At 52.1% G+C, this 15,034-nt stretch carries 16 protein-coding genes and 1 other annotated feature; of the genes, 12 read left to right on the top strand and 4 right to left on the bottom strand.

Annotated features, from left to right (window positions below; translation table 11 throughout):
* A complete protein-coding gene (gene serA, locus ACZF99_RS15105; protein WP_483605915.1) occupies nucleotides 1-1,590 on the bottom strand; it encodes a phosphoglycerate dehydrogenase in 1,590 nt (529 codons plus the stop codon).
* Nucleotides 1,591-1,822: 232 nt separating this feature from the next.
* Nucleotides 1,823-2,048: a binding site (T-box leader), on the bottom strand.
* A 181-nt stretch (nucleotides 2,049-2,229) separates the two neighbouring features.
* The gene (locus ACZF99_RS15100) at nucleotides 2,230-3,150 is read right to left on the bottom strand and encodes a hypothetical protein (protein WP_483605914.1); all 921 of its coding nucleotides are present in this window, start codon (nucleotides 3,148-3,150) and stop codon (nucleotides 2,230-2,232) included.
* A gap of 70 nt (nucleotides 3,151-3,220) precedes the next feature.
* Between ACZF99_RS15100 and ACZF99_RS15095 the strand changes: the two genes are divergently transcribed.
* Nucleotides 3,221-3,814, top strand: coding sequence for a lysostaphin resistance A-like protein (locus tag ACZF99_RS15095; RefSeq protein WP_483605913.1), 594 nt, complete (start codon nucleotides 3,221-3,223; stop codon nucleotides 3,812-3,814).
* Complete coding sequence (locus ACZF99_RS15090; protein WP_483605911.1) at nucleotides 3,811-4,440, top strand: hypothetical protein; 630 nt, start codon at nucleotides 3,811-3,813, stop codon at nucleotides 4,438-4,440. Before ACZF99_RS15095 ends, ACZF99_RS15090 begins: the two co-directional genes overlap by 4 nt.
* Before the next feature lie 134 nt (nucleotides 4,441-4,574).
* Here ACZF99_RS15090 and ACZF99_RS15085 read toward each other — a convergent pair whose 3' ends face one another.
* Nucleotides 4,575-5,513 (bottom strand): polysaccharide deacetylase family protein, encoded by a 939-nt coding sequence (locus ACZF99_RS15085; protein ID WP_483612753.1) that lies wholly within the window; start codon nucleotides 5,511-5,513, stop codon nucleotides 4,575-4,577.
* Nucleotides 5,514-5,609: 96 nt separating this feature from the next.
* Here ACZF99_RS15085 and ACZF99_RS15080 point away from each other — a divergent pair, with 96 nt between their 5' ends.
* The 3 genes from ACZF99_RS15080 to prsW all read left to right on the top strand — a co-directional run bounded on the left by ACZF99_RS15080 (nucleotide 5,610) and on the right by prsW (nucleotide 7,609).
* Nucleotides 5,610-6,005, top strand: coding sequence for a hypothetical protein (locus ACZF99_RS15080; RefSeq protein WP_483605910.1), 396 nt, complete (start codon nucleotides 5,610-5,612; stop codon nucleotides 6,003-6,005).
* Nucleotides 6,006-6,206: 201 nt separating this feature from the next.
* Nucleotides 6,207-6,827 carry a genetic competence negative regulator gene (locus tag ACZF99_RS15075; protein WP_483605908.1) on the top strand — a complete coding sequence of 207 codons (621 nt, stop codon included), beginning with the start codon at nucleotides 6,207-6,209 and terminating at the stop codon, nucleotides 6,825-6,827.
* A gap of 89 nt (nucleotides 6,828-6,916) precedes the next feature.
* A complete protein-coding gene (gene prsW / locus ACZF99_RS15070) occupies nucleotides 6,917-7,609 on the top strand; it encodes a glutamic-type intramembrane protease PrsW (protein ID WP_483605906.1) in 693 nt (230 codons plus the stop codon).
* A gap of 27 nt (nucleotides 7,610-7,636) precedes the next feature.
* Here the strand turns inward: prsW and ACZF99_RS15065 are convergent, their stop codons facing one another.
* Nucleotides 7,637-7,846: a hypothetical protein gene (locus tag ACZF99_RS15065; protein ID WP_483612997.1), complete on the bottom strand. Its 210-nt coding sequence runs from the start codon at nucleotides 7,844-7,846 to the stop codon at nucleotides 7,637-7,639.
* Nucleotides 7,847-8,190: 344 nt separating this feature from the next.
* Between ACZF99_RS15065 and ypeB the strand changes: the two genes are divergently transcribed.
* The 7 genes from ypeB to der all read left to right on the top strand — a co-directional run bounded on the left by ypeB (nucleotide 8,191) and on the right by der (nucleotide 15,027).
* On the top strand, nucleotides 8,191-9,555 hold the full coding sequence (gene ypeB, locus ACZF99_RS15060; RefSeq protein ID WP_483605905.1) for a germination protein YpeB: 1,365 nt from the start codon (nucleotides 8,191-8,193) through the stop codon (nucleotides 9,553-9,555).
* A 147-nt stretch (nucleotides 9,556-9,702) separates the two neighbouring features.
* On the top strand, nucleotides 9,703-10,356 hold the full coding sequence (locus ACZF99_RS15055) for a flagellar brake protein (RefSeq protein ID WP_483605903.1): 654 nt from the start codon (nucleotides 9,703-9,705) through the stop codon (nucleotides 10,354-10,356).
* 38 nt (nucleotides 10,357-10,394) lie between these two features.
* Nucleotides 10,395-10,673, top strand: coding sequence for a hypothetical protein (locus ACZF99_RS15050; protein WP_483605901.1), 279 nt, complete (start codon nucleotides 10,395-10,397; stop codon nucleotides 10,671-10,673).
* Between the two features lie 116 nt (nucleotides 10,674-10,789).
* Nucleotides 10,790-11,488 (top strand): (d)CMP kinase, encoded by a 699-nt coding sequence (gene cmk / locus ACZF99_RS15045; RefSeq protein ID WP_483605900.1) that lies wholly within the window; start codon nucleotides 10,790-10,792, stop codon nucleotides 11,486-11,488.
* Between the two features lie 6 nt (nucleotides 11,489-11,494).
* Nucleotides 11,495-12,076, top strand: coding sequence for a lysophospholipid acyltransferase family protein (locus tag ACZF99_RS15040; protein ID WP_483605898.1), 582 nt, complete (start codon nucleotides 11,495-11,497; stop codon nucleotides 12,074-12,076).
* A 174-nt stretch (nucleotides 12,077-12,250) separates the two neighbouring features.
* Nucleotides 12,251-13,486, top strand: a complete 1,236-nt coding sequence (gene rpsA, locus ACZF99_RS15035; RefSeq protein ID WP_483605897.1) for a 30S ribosomal protein S1 — start codon at nucleotides 12,251-12,253, stop codon at nucleotides 13,484-13,486.
* 218 nt (nucleotides 13,487-13,704) lie between these two features.
* Nucleotides 13,705-15,027, top strand: a complete 1,323-nt coding sequence (gene der, locus ACZF99_RS15030; protein WP_483605895.1) for a ribosome biogenesis GTPase Der — start codon at nucleotides 13,705-13,707, stop codon at nucleotides 15,025-15,027.
* Nucleotides 15,028-15,034 lie beyond the last annotated feature (7 nt).

Genomic DNA, 15,034 nt, shown 5'->3' with positions numbered 1-15,034 from the left:
TTAGGCAAAAATGATATGCTGCGCTTTATTCAGTTCGGGAAGCTTCGTCAAGTCGTCCAGTACGTCCTTGGTCACGGCTTTATCCACGGTCAGCACCATGATGGCCTCTCCGCCGACGAGCTTGCGTCCCACCTGCATGGAGGCGATGTTGACGTCGTTCTTCCCGAGCAAGGTTCCGACATGTCCGATGATCCCCGGTTTGTCGTTGTGTGAGATAAAGATCAGATGACCTTCCGGCGCAACGTCGACCGGGAACTTGTCGATCTGTACGATCCGCGCGCCATATCCGTTCAGCAGCGTTCCGGCAACTCGGCGCTCCGCCCCGTCTTGGGCCTTGAGCGTCACAGAGATCAGGTTGGTGAAGCCTTTGGTGGCCGATGCCTGCGAGACGACGACGTTGATGTCGCGGACTTTCGCCAGATGCATGGAGTTGACGATATTGACGTCACTGCCGAAATGGCGGGACAACACCCCTTTGATGATATAGCGGGTGAGCGGCTGCGTATCGACTTCCGCCAGATCTCCAGCATAATCGACGTGGATTTCCTTCACGGCCTGATTGTTCAGTTGGGACAGGAAGATGCCGATTTTCTCGCCAAGCCCGAAATAAGGCTGCAGCTTGTTCATGACGCTGGCCGCGACCGGCGGCATATTGACGGCGTTTTTGAACGGTTCGTTGCGCAGGATGTGAAGCACCTGCTCCGATACGTCGATAGCCACGTTTTCCTGGGCTTCCACGGTGGAGGCACCGAGGTGCGGGGTCACGATGATTTTCGGATGGCCCAGGAAAGGATGGTCAGCTTCCGGCGGCTCTTTCTCGAACACGTCGAAGGCGGCTCCGGCGACGATGCCTTGATCGATCGCTTCAACCAGCGCCATTTCGTCGATAATGCCGCCGCGCGCGCAGTTGACGATCCGCATGCCTTTCTTCATCACTTCAAACTGAGGACGGGCGATCATATGCTTCGTTTCCGGCGTCAGTGGCGTATGCACGGTGATGAAGTCAGCGTTACGAATGATTTCGTCCACGGTGGCCAGTTTGACGCCCAGCTTCTCGGCACGATCTTCGGTTAGGAACGGGTCATATCCGAGAATATCCATACCAAACGCCTTAGCCCGCTTGGCGACCTCGCTGCCGATCCGCCCCATGCCCAGCACGCCCAACGTTTTGTTGCGCAGCTCCACGCCTAGGAATTTGCGATCCCATTCGCCGCCGATCGTTTTGGCGTAGGCTTGTGGAATATGGCGGGCCAAAGCCATCATCATCGCAAACGCATGCTCGCATGTTGTGATCGTGTTGCCGTCCGGAGCATTGATGACGATGATCCCGCGTTTCGTGGCGGCCTCCAGATTGATATTGTCGACCCCGACACCTGCACGGCCGATGACTTTCAAGCGGGTCCCGGCTTCCATGATTTTTTCGGTTACTTTCGTTTGGCTGCGGACCAGAAGCCCGTCGTATTGCGGGATGATCTGCACCAATTCGTCTTCGCTGAGACCCGGTTTCTTATCGACCTCAACGTCGGCTGCATCCATCAGTTGCTGAATCCCCAAGTCGCTGATCGGATCCGATACTAACACTTTAAACATGATTATTGACCCTCCTAAAAGTTTTATATAGCAAGGCCTCCTTGGAAAGTATGCATACATTGCTTTCTTCGGAAGCATACGCTGATGGGTTTCAGATGAGTCCTTCATTGACGCTGTGTCCTATCACCGTACAAAAGAATGAAGGTACCCCGGGACGTTAGATCGCTGTCCGCGTTTCGTTACATCTTACTTGATAAACCAAAAAACTCTCGATCCGCACACTACTTCCGTAGTAAGGGACGAGAGTTGATCGTGGTACCACCCTAATTCGCTGCGCCTTCGCAGAAGCAGCCTCAGTTGTCATTGCTGACAGAACGGTAACGGGTTCACCGGCTGCGCCTACTTTAGATTCAACGCAGCGACTCGGGAGCGCTAAAGGCATTCGTTCCGCTGCCGGTTTGCAGCACCACCGGCTCTCTGGAAGCTTTCCGAATCCTTATTTCCTTCAACGTGTTTCATGAGATGTAATTTTTCATAATGTAACACGGCCCCCGCGTGAGTGTCAACACTAACCTGAACATTTTTACAATGTTATGCGGTTGTCGTTCGGATTTTGACCGAACTTGAATCCGCCTGGAATTTTGGTTATGATTTTACTAATGTCGAAAAGCGTCTGATTCCGGCGACAAGCCGCGAGGCTTAGTTCTCCGTAAAGAATGGCAGCTCCGGCAGCGATTCGGAGGCGTAATACGTTGATTTCCATTTTGTGAATTCCTTGTTTTTGACGGCATCCGTTTCCGTTAAAACCTTAACGATCGAGGCAACGGAGGTCAGTTTCAGCGCATCGGCTTTTCCGTTTTCGATCAGCTGATCGATTTTGGCGGTAAGGTCCTGCGGCAGATAAGATACATAAAGCTGCTCGTTCACCATCATATCGGTGATGGCTTTGTTTTTGACGGCCAGCGAATAACCGGACCATTCTTTGGTGCCGATGTTGTTCTTGTAAGTGTAATCGGCCGGAATGCCCTGTTTCGTTTTGGCGGTCCATTTGAGGATCGAGGAATAATATTTCTTTTGCGCCTGCAGACCGTAGTTCTTGGCGCTTACCGTAAACTTGTCCTGGTTGACCACCTCGGCCAGCTCCGTGCCTTTTTTGCTCCCTGCCGTGGCTTTGAGCTGATCCATACTGTCCTCAAACAGTTTCAAGCTTTTTAAATAATCGGTCTGGGCCTCTTTAAGCAAAGGCGAGTAATTCGCGATGGACTGGGCGGCGATTTGTTCGTAGCAGGCTTTCGCTTTATCGCGAATTTCCTTCATCGTGTCGCCCGAGACCGACTTCGAATGGCTTCGGGCCATTTCTTCGACCAGCGTGAGATAATCCTCTTTGAACTGCTGGTAAGGTTGGAACACAACATAGTAGAACGTGACCAAATCCTGCTGCTGATAGGAGACTTCGAGTTCTTCCCCGGGCGGGACAACTTTTAGATAAGCGTATTTGGCTTCTGTCTTGTCGACGCCGATGTTGAGTCCCAGAAAGAATGTTCCGAACGCGATGATCAGCGTGGCGAGAAAACCGATGAGAAACAGGATTTCGAATTTGACATTATTTTTACGAATCATGAGGATGCTCCTTACCATTATGATTTGAATGCGCTAGAATAATATTAAAGGACAGGGTTTGACAAAAACTATGAAAAAGTTCAAATTGCGCGACGTGAAAATCCAAAAAGTCGATCCCGGTCAGCTTAACGATCGTTTACTGCTCATCAATTTATATTTGACGCAAGGACTTACCTTATTTATCGGTCTGGTCATCCTGTTATTTCAGAAAAGGAACCCGTTTCACCTCTTTGTTTTCCCGAAAAGTGTCGATTTTTTGTACTGGGGGGCGGGACTAGCGTTAGTTATGTTCGGAGCGGACATGTTGTTGTCCCGTTTTATTTCCGAAGAAAGCATGGACGATGGGGGCATCAATTCGCTGCTGTTCCGAAACCGGCCGATCTGGCACATTGTCCTGATCTCGGCAATCGTGGCGGTTTGCGAAGAACTGTTGTTCCGGGGGGCAATCCAGTATGGTCTCGGTCCGTACTGGACGAGTATCCTGTTCGCGGCGATTCATGTCCGGTATCTTCGCCATTGGATACCAACAGCGTGGGTGTTCGCCAGCAGTTACGGCCTTGGATTCATTTATATTCAAACGGGGACGCTTTGGGCGCCGATCCTATGCCACTTCCTGATCGATATGGTATCGGGACTGGTGATCAAATTTCGGAGGGAGTCATGAACGATCATTTGAGTCGAATGGACCGTAACGGTCAGCAAAATCGAGTCAAACGCAGCGTTTCCTCGGCATCGCGGAGCCCCGCTTCCGGACAGGGGGAGAAGCAACCTGCGCCGCGATCGGCAGGAGCGGAGGCCGAACGGCCAACATCAAAGCCGACGATTGGCGACGAGACGATGGTGCGTCTGCTGATTCCGCGTATAGCGGCCACTGAGGACCGACAGGAGAAGACGGCGCCGGCTGCGACAAAGTCCGAATCGGTTCAACCGGGGAGCGGGGGCGACGGCAGGTTTCAGTCTCCGGCCGTTGCTGCGCTTGCCGCATTGAAGGAACCGGTTCAGCGACGGCCGTTCTCCTCGACGACGGATTCCGGGTCGCGCGAAGGCGGCCGTCTTTACGCCGGCCAGGACCGTTCGGTTGCGGCGCCGGAAACGGAAACGCTGGCCAGCCCGGGGATGGAACCGGATCTGGAGTTGCTGCCGACACGCAAGGAGTTGTTTCCGTCGCAGCGGTTGAAAATGACCCGTTGGTTTTATAATTCTCTTCTATACATCTTTGTTATCATTCTAATTTATTTATTATGGTGGGGCGTTAGCGATTCCCCGTGGGGGAAAAGCCACGGCTTATAATTACGCACAAAAAAACGTCAGGAAGCTTTGTCCTGACGGTTTTTGTGCGTTGTTAGCGTAGGGTTCCTGAAAGGCCCCCAAACGCCTAGCGTTGCATAAATGGTGTTCTGCTAGGTTTGGGCGGGCCCGTACCGTTACTTTGTTCCTCCGGACTCCGCTTCGACAGGAGCAGGTCCGATGCTGCGCGGGTCGACAAATCCGTAGCCCTTCTCTTCCAGCCGGGTCAGCAGCTCATCCAATGCTTCCACGGTCCAGGGGAGCTCGTGCATCAGGATGTTGCTTCCGGCATGAAGCTGCTCGAGCACATTGGCGATGACCGCCTCGGGTTTGTTTTTGTTTTTGCTGTCCCAGTCAAGGGAACCGTTGGACCAGGTCATATAAATCAGCTCGTTATCGTCCGCGATTTGATGCGTCGTTTCGTTGCCCGAGCCGAATGGGGGGCGGAAGAAACGAGGAGACTCGCCGGTTATTTCCTTTACGATGCTTTGCACGTCCTCGATCTGCTTGCGCATATTTGCGGCGGCTTCCTTCTTTAAGTCGACGTGATCCCAGCTGTGGTTGCCGATGATTTGCCCACGGTCATGAATCAGTTGCAGCAGTTCGGGATGGGCCTTCACGCGGTATCCGTTAACGAAGAAGATCGCTTTAGCTTCGTGTTTATCCAATGTATCGATCAATCCATCGATCATTTCCTTCTCCTTTGGCCCGTCGTCAAACGTGAGCAATACGACCTTTTTGTCTGCGCTCTCGTGGTTGGGGACAACATTGTAGGCTTTGTTGATGTGGTATAACTGCTCCGGCTCAGCCGATTCCGACGAAGGCCTTTCGCCGTTTTCGGGACTACCGGATGCATCGGCCGAATTGACGGAAGCTGCATCCTGATCGGATAGCGCCGAGCCGCCGGTCTCGCCGTTTGTCTGAGCGGATTCGCTGCTGCCGACCGGCGCGGTTGTTTCAGCGGAGGGCGCAGCGTTTTGGTTGGATATGGTTCGTTCCTTTTGTGCATCGATCTGGCCGCATGAGCTAAGAATAAGACCAGCGGCGGCGATGAGCAGGAGCTTCTTGGGGAGCAAAGGAGTCATCTCGCTTTCCTGTATTTATGCCGCATGAGTTCAAGGCAAACCGCGAACACTACAGATGATTTTAACATAACCAAGGAGGTTTTTTACGTGAAATCTTCCTCATTTTTAGGCGGTGTTCTGGTCGGCGCCTTTGCCGCGATGTGGGCTTCGAGACGGAAGCAAAGCTTGATGTCCGTCATGAACGGGGCGGGTTCGGCGCTGAAATTTGCCGGGCTGTCCTCGACTCGCCACGAAACGCCTACCGATGACATTTCGGCAGCGCTGAAGACGGATAGTTCGCCGTCAGAAACCGCAAAAAAGGCAAAAGGGGCAGATCACGCCCAGGTGTATCCCAGTTTCAGCTCGGGTTCAGCGACCGGTTCGAATCATTCGAAGGAATACGATTTGAAGCAGTTGGCCGACTTCATTAAAGGCGATGCGAATGTGCGCCGTGAAGTCGAAGCCATCCTAAAAGAGACAAATACGCCGGTTCCGGGACTGTAGCCGGACGTAAGCTCACCCGCTCGAGAATCATTTTCTTCTCCCTTGCCGAGGGGAATGAAAATGATTCTTTTTTGGTCTATTTTAAAGCGTGCATTTAGGGGGAATAAGTGATAACATACATACAAAGAACCATTTCCAGCACATTTAACAACAGGTTTCATAATCTGTTTATAACACGGCATAGAGAGAGGAGGATCCTGTATGAAGATAGAAAGACTAGGCCAGGATAAGATACGGATTTTCCTCACGTTTGACGATTTAAGCGAACGCGGCATACAGAAAGAGGACATGTGGCAGGAGATTCCCAAAGTCCATGACCTGTTCACCGAAATGATGGATCAGGCTTATAATGAAGTGGGCTTTGACGCCACAGGCCCTTTGGCTGTGGAAGTATTCGCCCTTCCTGCGCAAGGAATGGTCGTCATCGTAACGCGCGGCAAATACGATCACCATCAACACGGGATCGGCTCGCCTTATGAGGATGAATTGCCGGAAGAAGTATATGAGATGGAAGTCACGCTGGAGCAAAGTGATACGATCTTGTATTCCTTTGACGATTTCGAAAATTTGATCGAAGCGGCGCACGTGCTTAAGACCATGCTTCAGAATGCCGGCAAATTGTATAAATATAATGGGAAATGGGTTCTTCAGCTGGAACCGGAAGAGTTGGAGGAGGGCAAACACCCGGCCTTGATCGCGGTGCTGGCTGAGTTTGGCGAAGCAACTTCGGTAACTACGGCGATGCTGGAAGAATACGGGAAATTGATCATGGCCGAACATGCGGTGGACACGATTTGCAGCCACTTCAAACGCCAGGATTGATTTGCACGTCTCGAACGAAGGCAGGCTCGTGGAACCATATGAGAGAGAGACAAGGAACGGCAAGCGGGTTATATAAGGGGGGATAACCGTTGCTCTTTTTCTCGATAGCAAGCGCAGCGGTAGCTCCCGGTATTGCATTGCTAACTTATTTTTATCTCAAGGACAAGTATGACGCGGAACCTTTGCATATGGTCATAAAGGTGTTCTTGCTTGGCTTCCTGATCGTCTTGCCGGTTATGATCATCCAGCGGGGATTGATGATGTGGCTGGGCGAAGGACCGCTGGTGACGGCATTCGGTATCTCGGCCGGCGTAGAGGAAGCGCTGAAGTGGTTTGTGCTGTTCCATATGATTTACAATCATACGGAGTTCGATGAGCCGTATGACGGAATTTTATATGCAGTGGCTATCTCTTTGGGATTTGCAACGGTCGAGAATGTATTGTACGCCTTCGCAAGCCACGCTTCAATTGGTGCCATGATCGTTCGGGCTCTGCTTCCGGTGTCCGGGCACGCGATGTTTGGAGTCATGATGGGGTATTACATGGGCCGAGCCAAATTTTCGACCGGGTGGCAAAGCCGGAAGTTCCTGGCGTTCTCGCTGTTGTTTCCGTTTTTCTGGCACGGGATCTACGACTGGATTTTAGACAATACGACCCAGTACTGGATTTGGTTCATCGCGCCGCTTATGGCCTTCCTTTGGTACGGAGGACTCGGCAAGGTATACCGGGCCAACAATCGTTCCCCGTTTCGGTTAACGCCGGGAGCCAAAGGGCAAGATTAATTCATTAAAGAATAGGGCATCCTGATTCTAGCGATTTGTGCGGTTGCGTAAGGCAAGCCGCGAAATTGGATGGAAAGGGGTGCCTTTTTCGTGCGCGTCAAGGTCAAAATCACATGCAAGGCGTGTGGAGAACGGTTCGTGCTGCGCGGCAAAAAAGAACGCGGCCACATCGAAACCGGCTTCAAGCAATGCTTGTGCAACAATCAGCACGACTTCGAGATTGAAGAAGACGCTCAATAAGGCGGAGCGGTGATCAAAAGACAGCCTATTGAACTACCGCCTACAATGAAGGTTCAAAAAGTGGGTTTTGAGCACCGAGGAGGTTGGATGAAGCTAGGGAGTGAGTAGCGGAGCGTAGCCGGAGGCTACGTGAGCAACTGAAATGTTTCCGCAGGAAACATGCTTCGGAAGCATCCGCTTTGGACCGGGTGAATTCAAGATCCGACGCCGAATAAGCTTCATTGGACTGCTTCGTGATCAAAAGACAGCTTTTTGAACTACCTTATTCTAATGCATAAAGTTCTTTTCTTCTTGTCACACTAATCCCAACCTAGTTGAAGAAGGGAGAGAACACAAGCCCAATGTACAAACGACTGAGTGCGATCCTGTTCCCGGTGACCGCTGTTCTGTTAATCGGCGCTCTGGTATGGGGGTATCAAGAGAACCAGGAGAAAAACTCGATTCTGATCAAAGCGGAAAACCAATATCAGCGGGCTTTTCACGATTTGTCCTACCATGTCGATAAGCTGCATTCGGAATTGGGCAACACCTTGGCCGTCAATTCGGCTTCCACCGGTGCGCAGCGCAAAGGGCTGGTTAATATTTGGCGTATCACCAGCGAAGCGCAAAATGAAATCAACCAGTTACCCCTGACATTGCTCCCGTTCAATAAAACGGAAGAATTCCTGTCGCGGATCGCCAAGTTTTCGTACCAAACCGCCGTGCGCGATTTGACGAAGCAACCGATGAGCGATAACGAAAGGAAAAACCTGAAAGAGCTGTACAAAAGCTCGGCGCAAATCGCCCAGGACCTGCAAGGAGTGCAGAACAAAGTTATCGCCAACCGTCTGCGCTGGATGGACGTCGAAACGGCTTTGGCCAGCGAAAAGGAGCCGCGGGACAATACGATCATCGACGGCTTTAAAACCGTAGACAAAAAGGTCAGCGAATATCCGGAACTGGATTGGGGACCGTCCATTTCCAACATGTACAATAAACGTTCGGTAAAAAAGCTGGGCGGAAGTCCGATCACCGTCGAGGAAATCAAACGCAAAACGGCGGATTTTACGGGCGTTCGGAACACAGATGCGATCCAGGTCGTAGAGAACGGCAAAGGGACGGAGTGGGCCTCCTATACCGCCAATCTAAAGAACGGCAACGGCGGCGAGTCCTGGTCGCTCGACTTTACCCGGAACGGCGGGCACCTGATATCCTATGCCTACCAGCGTCAGATCGGCCCGAAAGCGGTGAACGTCGGCACGGCGAGACAACAAGCCAGCGAATTTCTGGACAATAAAGGATATCCGGGAATGACGGCCGTGTCATACGACGAGTTCGACAACGAAGGAAACTTTACTTTCGTCAGCAAGCAAGGCGATGTGCTGATTTATCCGGAGAAAATCACGATTCGCGTGGCGCTCGACAACGGGCAGGTTACCGGGATGCAGGCCAGCGACTACGTTTATGAGCGCGAAAGCCGTGACAATGTCGGGAAACCGAAGCTGACGCTGGAGCAAGCACGCAAATTTTTGAATCCGGAGTACAAAGAAAAATATCATCGTTTGGCGCTCATCGAAAACGAGCAGTCGGAGAAGGTGCTGACCTACGAATTCGGCGGTTCAATCAACGGTTCGCAGTACCGAATCTACATTAACGCCGAAAACGGCAACGAAGAGATGATTGAAGAAATTCGAAACCGCAACAATAAGGGAGTCACGCCTTCCTGAAACGACTCTCGGCAAACGAAGGAATGTTCCGGTCGTCCGGAAGATTCCTTTTTGGCTTAATGCGGCAATAAATTAGGTCCAGCTTGCGCCTCGCCGTGCTATAATCAGGAGTAGCAATATTACCATGGCATAGGACGGTGGGGAAACTTGTTTCCTAAAGTGAACGATCTCGTATACATTCAAGTCGCGTCGGCGGACAAGCCGAACGAGGAGAAGGAATGTAAATCACGGATCGCGGACGTTGAGAAAGAGTCGTTTTTGATCGAGGTGCCGATCGAGAGCGGTAGCGGACGCATCAAGAAGCTGTACATCGGGGATGAGTTATCCGTTTATTTCTTGACGGATTCCGGAGTGAAAAACTACTTTAATACATACGTGCTGGGCTTTGCCGACGACGTTGTCCATTTGGTGCGGATCCGCAAGCCCGAGCCGGAAACGATCACGAAAATCCAGCGTCGCCATTTCTTGCGAGTGGTCGCCGAATTGGAAATCGCCGTTCAAATGAAGGACGGCATCCGGTTCGTTACCCGTACGGAAGATGTCGGTGGCGGCGGGGTTTCCTTTAGCTGCAGCAGCGAATTTAAAGTCGTCCAGGGCGATCAATTGTTCTGCTGGCTGTTAATTCCGTTCAAGAACGGGGCGATAGACCATGCCCCTTTCGAAGCCGAGGTCGTACGCACGAAGAAGCTGGAAACGGGGCGCACGGTGGTGATGCTCAAATTCGTCAGCATTTCGGACCTGGAACGACAGAAGCTGATCCGGTATTGCTTCGAACGACAGTTCGATTTCAAAAACCGCTGAATCGATCTGAACGAAAGGGGGATTCCCGAACTCCCCCAATGGATAAGCTAATCAGTGGCGGCTTGCACTGCAAGCGCCGGCATTTGCATTTGGACGGAGGGAAGAAGTTGAAACGATCCAAGGATGACGAGATCTATACCGAACTGTTTCTGTCGTTTTCGGAAAAGGCGGAGCATTGGCTTAAACGGGGGCTGCTGGTGTTATTGGCGGCGTTATGCCTGTTTCAGGCGCTGCTGCGGATTCCGGAGTTTCGATATTTTCTCGCTTCGGCGGAAAAATACGAAGGCGTGCCGATTCACAGGGAGCAGGGCAAATAAGCGCGGGGAAACAAGATCGATTCTTTTGCATCCCTTTGCTATCTGTGGTATAATTTTCACGTCGCAGGCAATGCCTGCTTTTTTCTTGAGGACTTGTTTTGAGGAGGAATGCCCCTTTGGCAAGCGAGGCGTCTACAACCCATGATAAAATCAACATCGCGATCGACGGTCCTGCGGGGGCAGGGAAAAGCACGATAGCTCGAATGGTTGCCGGCAGACTGCATTATGTTTATGTCGATACCGGCGCGATGTACCGGGCGGCAACATGGCATTTTCTCCAGCGGGGAATCGGAGCGGACGAAGTGGACAAAGTGCTGCGTGATTTGCCTGAACTGGAAATCGAATTGTTGCCCGGCGAACAAGGACAACAGGTTCGGGTGAACGGTCAGGACGTAACGGAGGAAATTCGTTCGCTGGCCGTTAATGCCGAGGTGTCCCGATATGCGCAAATCGAGGGGCTGCGCGAACGGCTTGTCTCTTTGCAGCGGCAAATGGCTTTGCGCAAAGGCGTCGTCATGGACGGACGCGATATCGGCACATGCGTTTTACCCGATGCGGAAGTGAAGGTGTTTATGACTGCGAGCGTCGAGGAACGGGCGCGCCGCCGCTACAAGGAAATGAAGGAACAGAACGAAATCTCCTTCGAAGAACTCGTGCGGTCGATCGAGGAGCGGGACCGGCTGGATCGGGAGCGGGAGGTTTCTCCACTCCGTCAGGCGGAGGATGCCCGGCTACTGGATACAACGGATATGTCCTTGGACGAGGTGGCCGACCACATCGTAGCTTTGTGCAGAACCTATGGAAGTGAGAGTTGAGCCTGAATGATCTATCGTTTTTGTCGCAGCGCCCTGCGGGTCCTCTACAAGCTGTTTTTTCGTCTCGAAGCGAGCGGCTTGGAGCATATCCCGAATGAGGGCGGAGTGCTTCTGTGTTCCAACCATTTAGCCTTGTTGGATCCGCCAACCATCGGCATCATGCTGAAACGCAAGGTGCATTTTATGGCCAAACAGGAATTGTTTCAAATCATCGGTTTCGGGTGGTTGATCAGACAGTTGGGAGCTTTTCCCGTGAAGCGGGGGGGCGTGAGCAAGGAGTCGATCAAAACCGCATTAACCCTGCTCCGCGACGGCCATGTGATGGGGATCTTCCCTGAAGGCCGCCGGGTGAAAGGGGCCGAGGAAAATGCGATCGGCAAGAAGGGGGCGGCGACATTTGCGCTCCGCAGTGAGGCTACGGTGATTCCGGTTGCGATTATCGGCACTTATAAGCTTTTTCGTAAAATGCGCGTCGTGTACGGACCGCCGGTAGATCTTACGGAGTTTAAGCAGAATGGCGGAACCGACGCGGCCGAGCGAGCCACGGAGAAGATTATGGCCAGCATCGCCGAGCTCAAGAAGCGTTAATTTCTCCATGCCTTTGCTTCGGTGCGATGCATGAAGGCCGAATACATTAGAGAAGCTATATCTAGAGGCAAGTTTTGAACCTCGCCGCAAGTGGAAGTTCAAGAAGTCGGATCTTATTGAACACCTTTAGGCGGGTTTAAATAAATGGGTTTTTGAATTGAGGAGGTTATTGACATGTCGGAAGAAACAAAAAATGTTCAAGAAGCTGCGGAGATCGCAAGCCAGGATGAAATGGAACAAATCGTCTCTTTGAAAAAAGGGGACACCGTCAAAGGAACGATCGTCAAAATCGAAGATAACCAAGCTTACGTAAGCATTGGATATAAATACGACGGTGTAATTCCTATCCGCGAGCTGTCCTCCGTTCATCTGGACAATGTCGCAGACGCGGTTGCGGTTGGCCAGGAAGTGGAAACGAAAGTGGTCAGCATCGACGACGAGAAGGAACGCCTGGTGCTTTCGAAACGCGCGATCGACAGCGAGAACGCTTGGGAAGAGTTAGAGAAGAAGTTCCAAAACGGCGAAACGTTCGAAGTTACGGTGGCGGACGTCGTAAAAGGCGGGATCGTAGCGGATGTAGGCGTTCGCGGCTTCATTCCGGCATCGATGGTGGAACGCCACTTCGTCGAGGATTTCAGCGATTATAAAGGGCGCACGCTGCGCGTCAAAGTCAAGGAACTCGACCGCGAGAACAACAAAGTCATCCTTTCCCAAAAGGATGTGCTGGACGAAGAGTTTGAAGCCAACAAGCTGAAAGTGATGGGCGAATTGCAGGAAGGCCAGGTGCTGGAAGGTACGGTTCAACGCCTGACTCAATTTGGTGCTTTTGTCGACGTAGGGGGCGTGGACGGATTGGTTCACGTATCCGAAATCGCTTGGAGTCACGTCGACAAACCGGCTGACGTCTTGTCCGAAGGCGACAAGGTCAAAGTGAAAGTTCTCAAAGTCGATCCGGAGAAAGGCAAGATCAGCCTCAGCATCAAAGCGGCGCAACCGGGCCCTTGGGATACTGCGGCCGAGCAATTCCATACCGGCGACATCGTGAGCGGCGAAGTCAAACGACTGGTGAACTTCGGCGCCTTCGTGGAAATCGCGCCAGGGGTAGAAGGACTTGTCCATATCTCTCAAATTTCGCATAAGCATATCGGTACTCCGCATGAAGTGCTGAAAGAAGGCCAAACGGTACAGGTGAAGGTGCTCGACGTGAATCCGGCGGAAAAACGGGTTAGCCTCAGCATTAAGGAAACCGAGGAAGCTCCGGCTCCCGCTCCGAAGAGCGAACGGCCTTCCAAGGGCAGCAGCGTGAGAAAAGAAGATTTGGGCGACAACCCTAACGTATCGCTGAGCAACCAAGGCTTGAGCATTACGCTGGGCGAACGCTTCGGCGACAAGCTCAGCAAACTGAAATAATCAGGAATTTTGTGGCTCGAACATCGGCGGACCCTGAAGAAGCGGGTTCGCCGTTTTTGTTGTTTGCCGTAAGATTTGGAGAATGTGCGTAGACCCGTTAGCCAAGCAATCGTTTTTTTGCTATGATGATTAACGTGTATCCGCAAGAAAATGAGTGAAACCTATATAGATGACAAGGATCAACAGGATGAACAAAAATAGTTCAAGGAGGGATGTCTATGGCAAGACCCGTTGTGGCCATCGTCGGGAGGCCAAACGTGGGGAAATCCACGATATTTAACCGGATCATCGGAGATCGGCTGGCGATCGTAGAAGACAAGCCGGGAATTACGCGCGACCGGATTTACGGCGCCTCGGAGTGGAACGGAAAACCGTTCAGCATCATCGATACCGGGGGAATCGAGCTCGATGACGAGGAGCCGATTTTAAAGTCGATCCGTATGCAGGCGGAGCTGGCGATCGAGGAGGCCGACGTGATCGTGTTTATGTGCGACGCCAAGGCCGGAGTGACTTCGTCCGACGAGGAAGTTGCCAATTTGCTGTACCGGTCGGGAAAGCCGGTTGTCGTCGCCGTCAATAAGGTCGATAACATCGGCCGAATCGACAATATTTATGAATTTTACAATCTGGGCTTTGGTGACCCGATCGGGGTTTCGGGAAGCCATGGTACCGGTGTCGGGGATTTGCTTGATGCGATTGCCGACAATTTGCCGGAGCTTGCGGAGGATGAATACGATGAGGACGTGATTCGCGTAGCGCTAATCGGTCGTCCTAACGTAGGGAAGTCCTCGTTGGTCAATGCGATTCTAGGTGAAGAGCGGGTCATCGTCAGCGACATTGCCGGGACAACCCGGGATGCCATCGATACGCCATTCGAGAAGGATGGTCAGCGTTATGTCCTGATCGATACCGCCGGCATGCGCAAACGCGGCAAGGTTTACGAAACGACGGAGAAATACAGTGTGATGCGCGCGATGAAGGCGATTGAGCGGGCGGATGTCGTGCTGGTGCTGATTAACGGAGAAGAGGGGATCATCGAGCAGGATAAGCATATCGCCGGATATGCCTATGAAGCCGGCAAAGCTTCCGTCTTCGTCGTTAACAAATGGGATGTGGTCGAGAAGGACGATAAGACGATGCACCAATTCGAGCAAAAAATTCGCGACCACTTCCTGTTCATGACTTACGCTCCGGTCGTCTTCTTGTCGGCCAAAACGAAACAACGTTTGCATAAATTGCTCCCGGTAGTCCAACATGTGGCGGATCAGCATGCCAAACGGGTGCAAACCCATTTATTAAACGATGTCGTGTCCGATGCCATCGCCATCAACCCTCCGCCTACGGACAAGGGCCGGCGACTGCGGATCAACTACGTGACCCAGGTCGCAGTCAAACCGCCGACGATTGTGGTATTCGTTAACGATCCGGAGTTGATGCATTTCTCTTACGAACGGTACCTGGAGAATAAAATTCGGGCTGCTTTCGATTTTGAGGGGACGCCGATCCGGTTGTTTACGCGGCGCAAGTCTGATGAAGGTTAGGGGAGAA

It is taken from the genome of Paenibacillus sp. JL3B1040 (assembly GCF_057063165.1).
The sequence above is the reverse complement of the archived record's forward strand: the minus strand, read 5'-3'. Positions and strand labels throughout refer to the sequence as shown.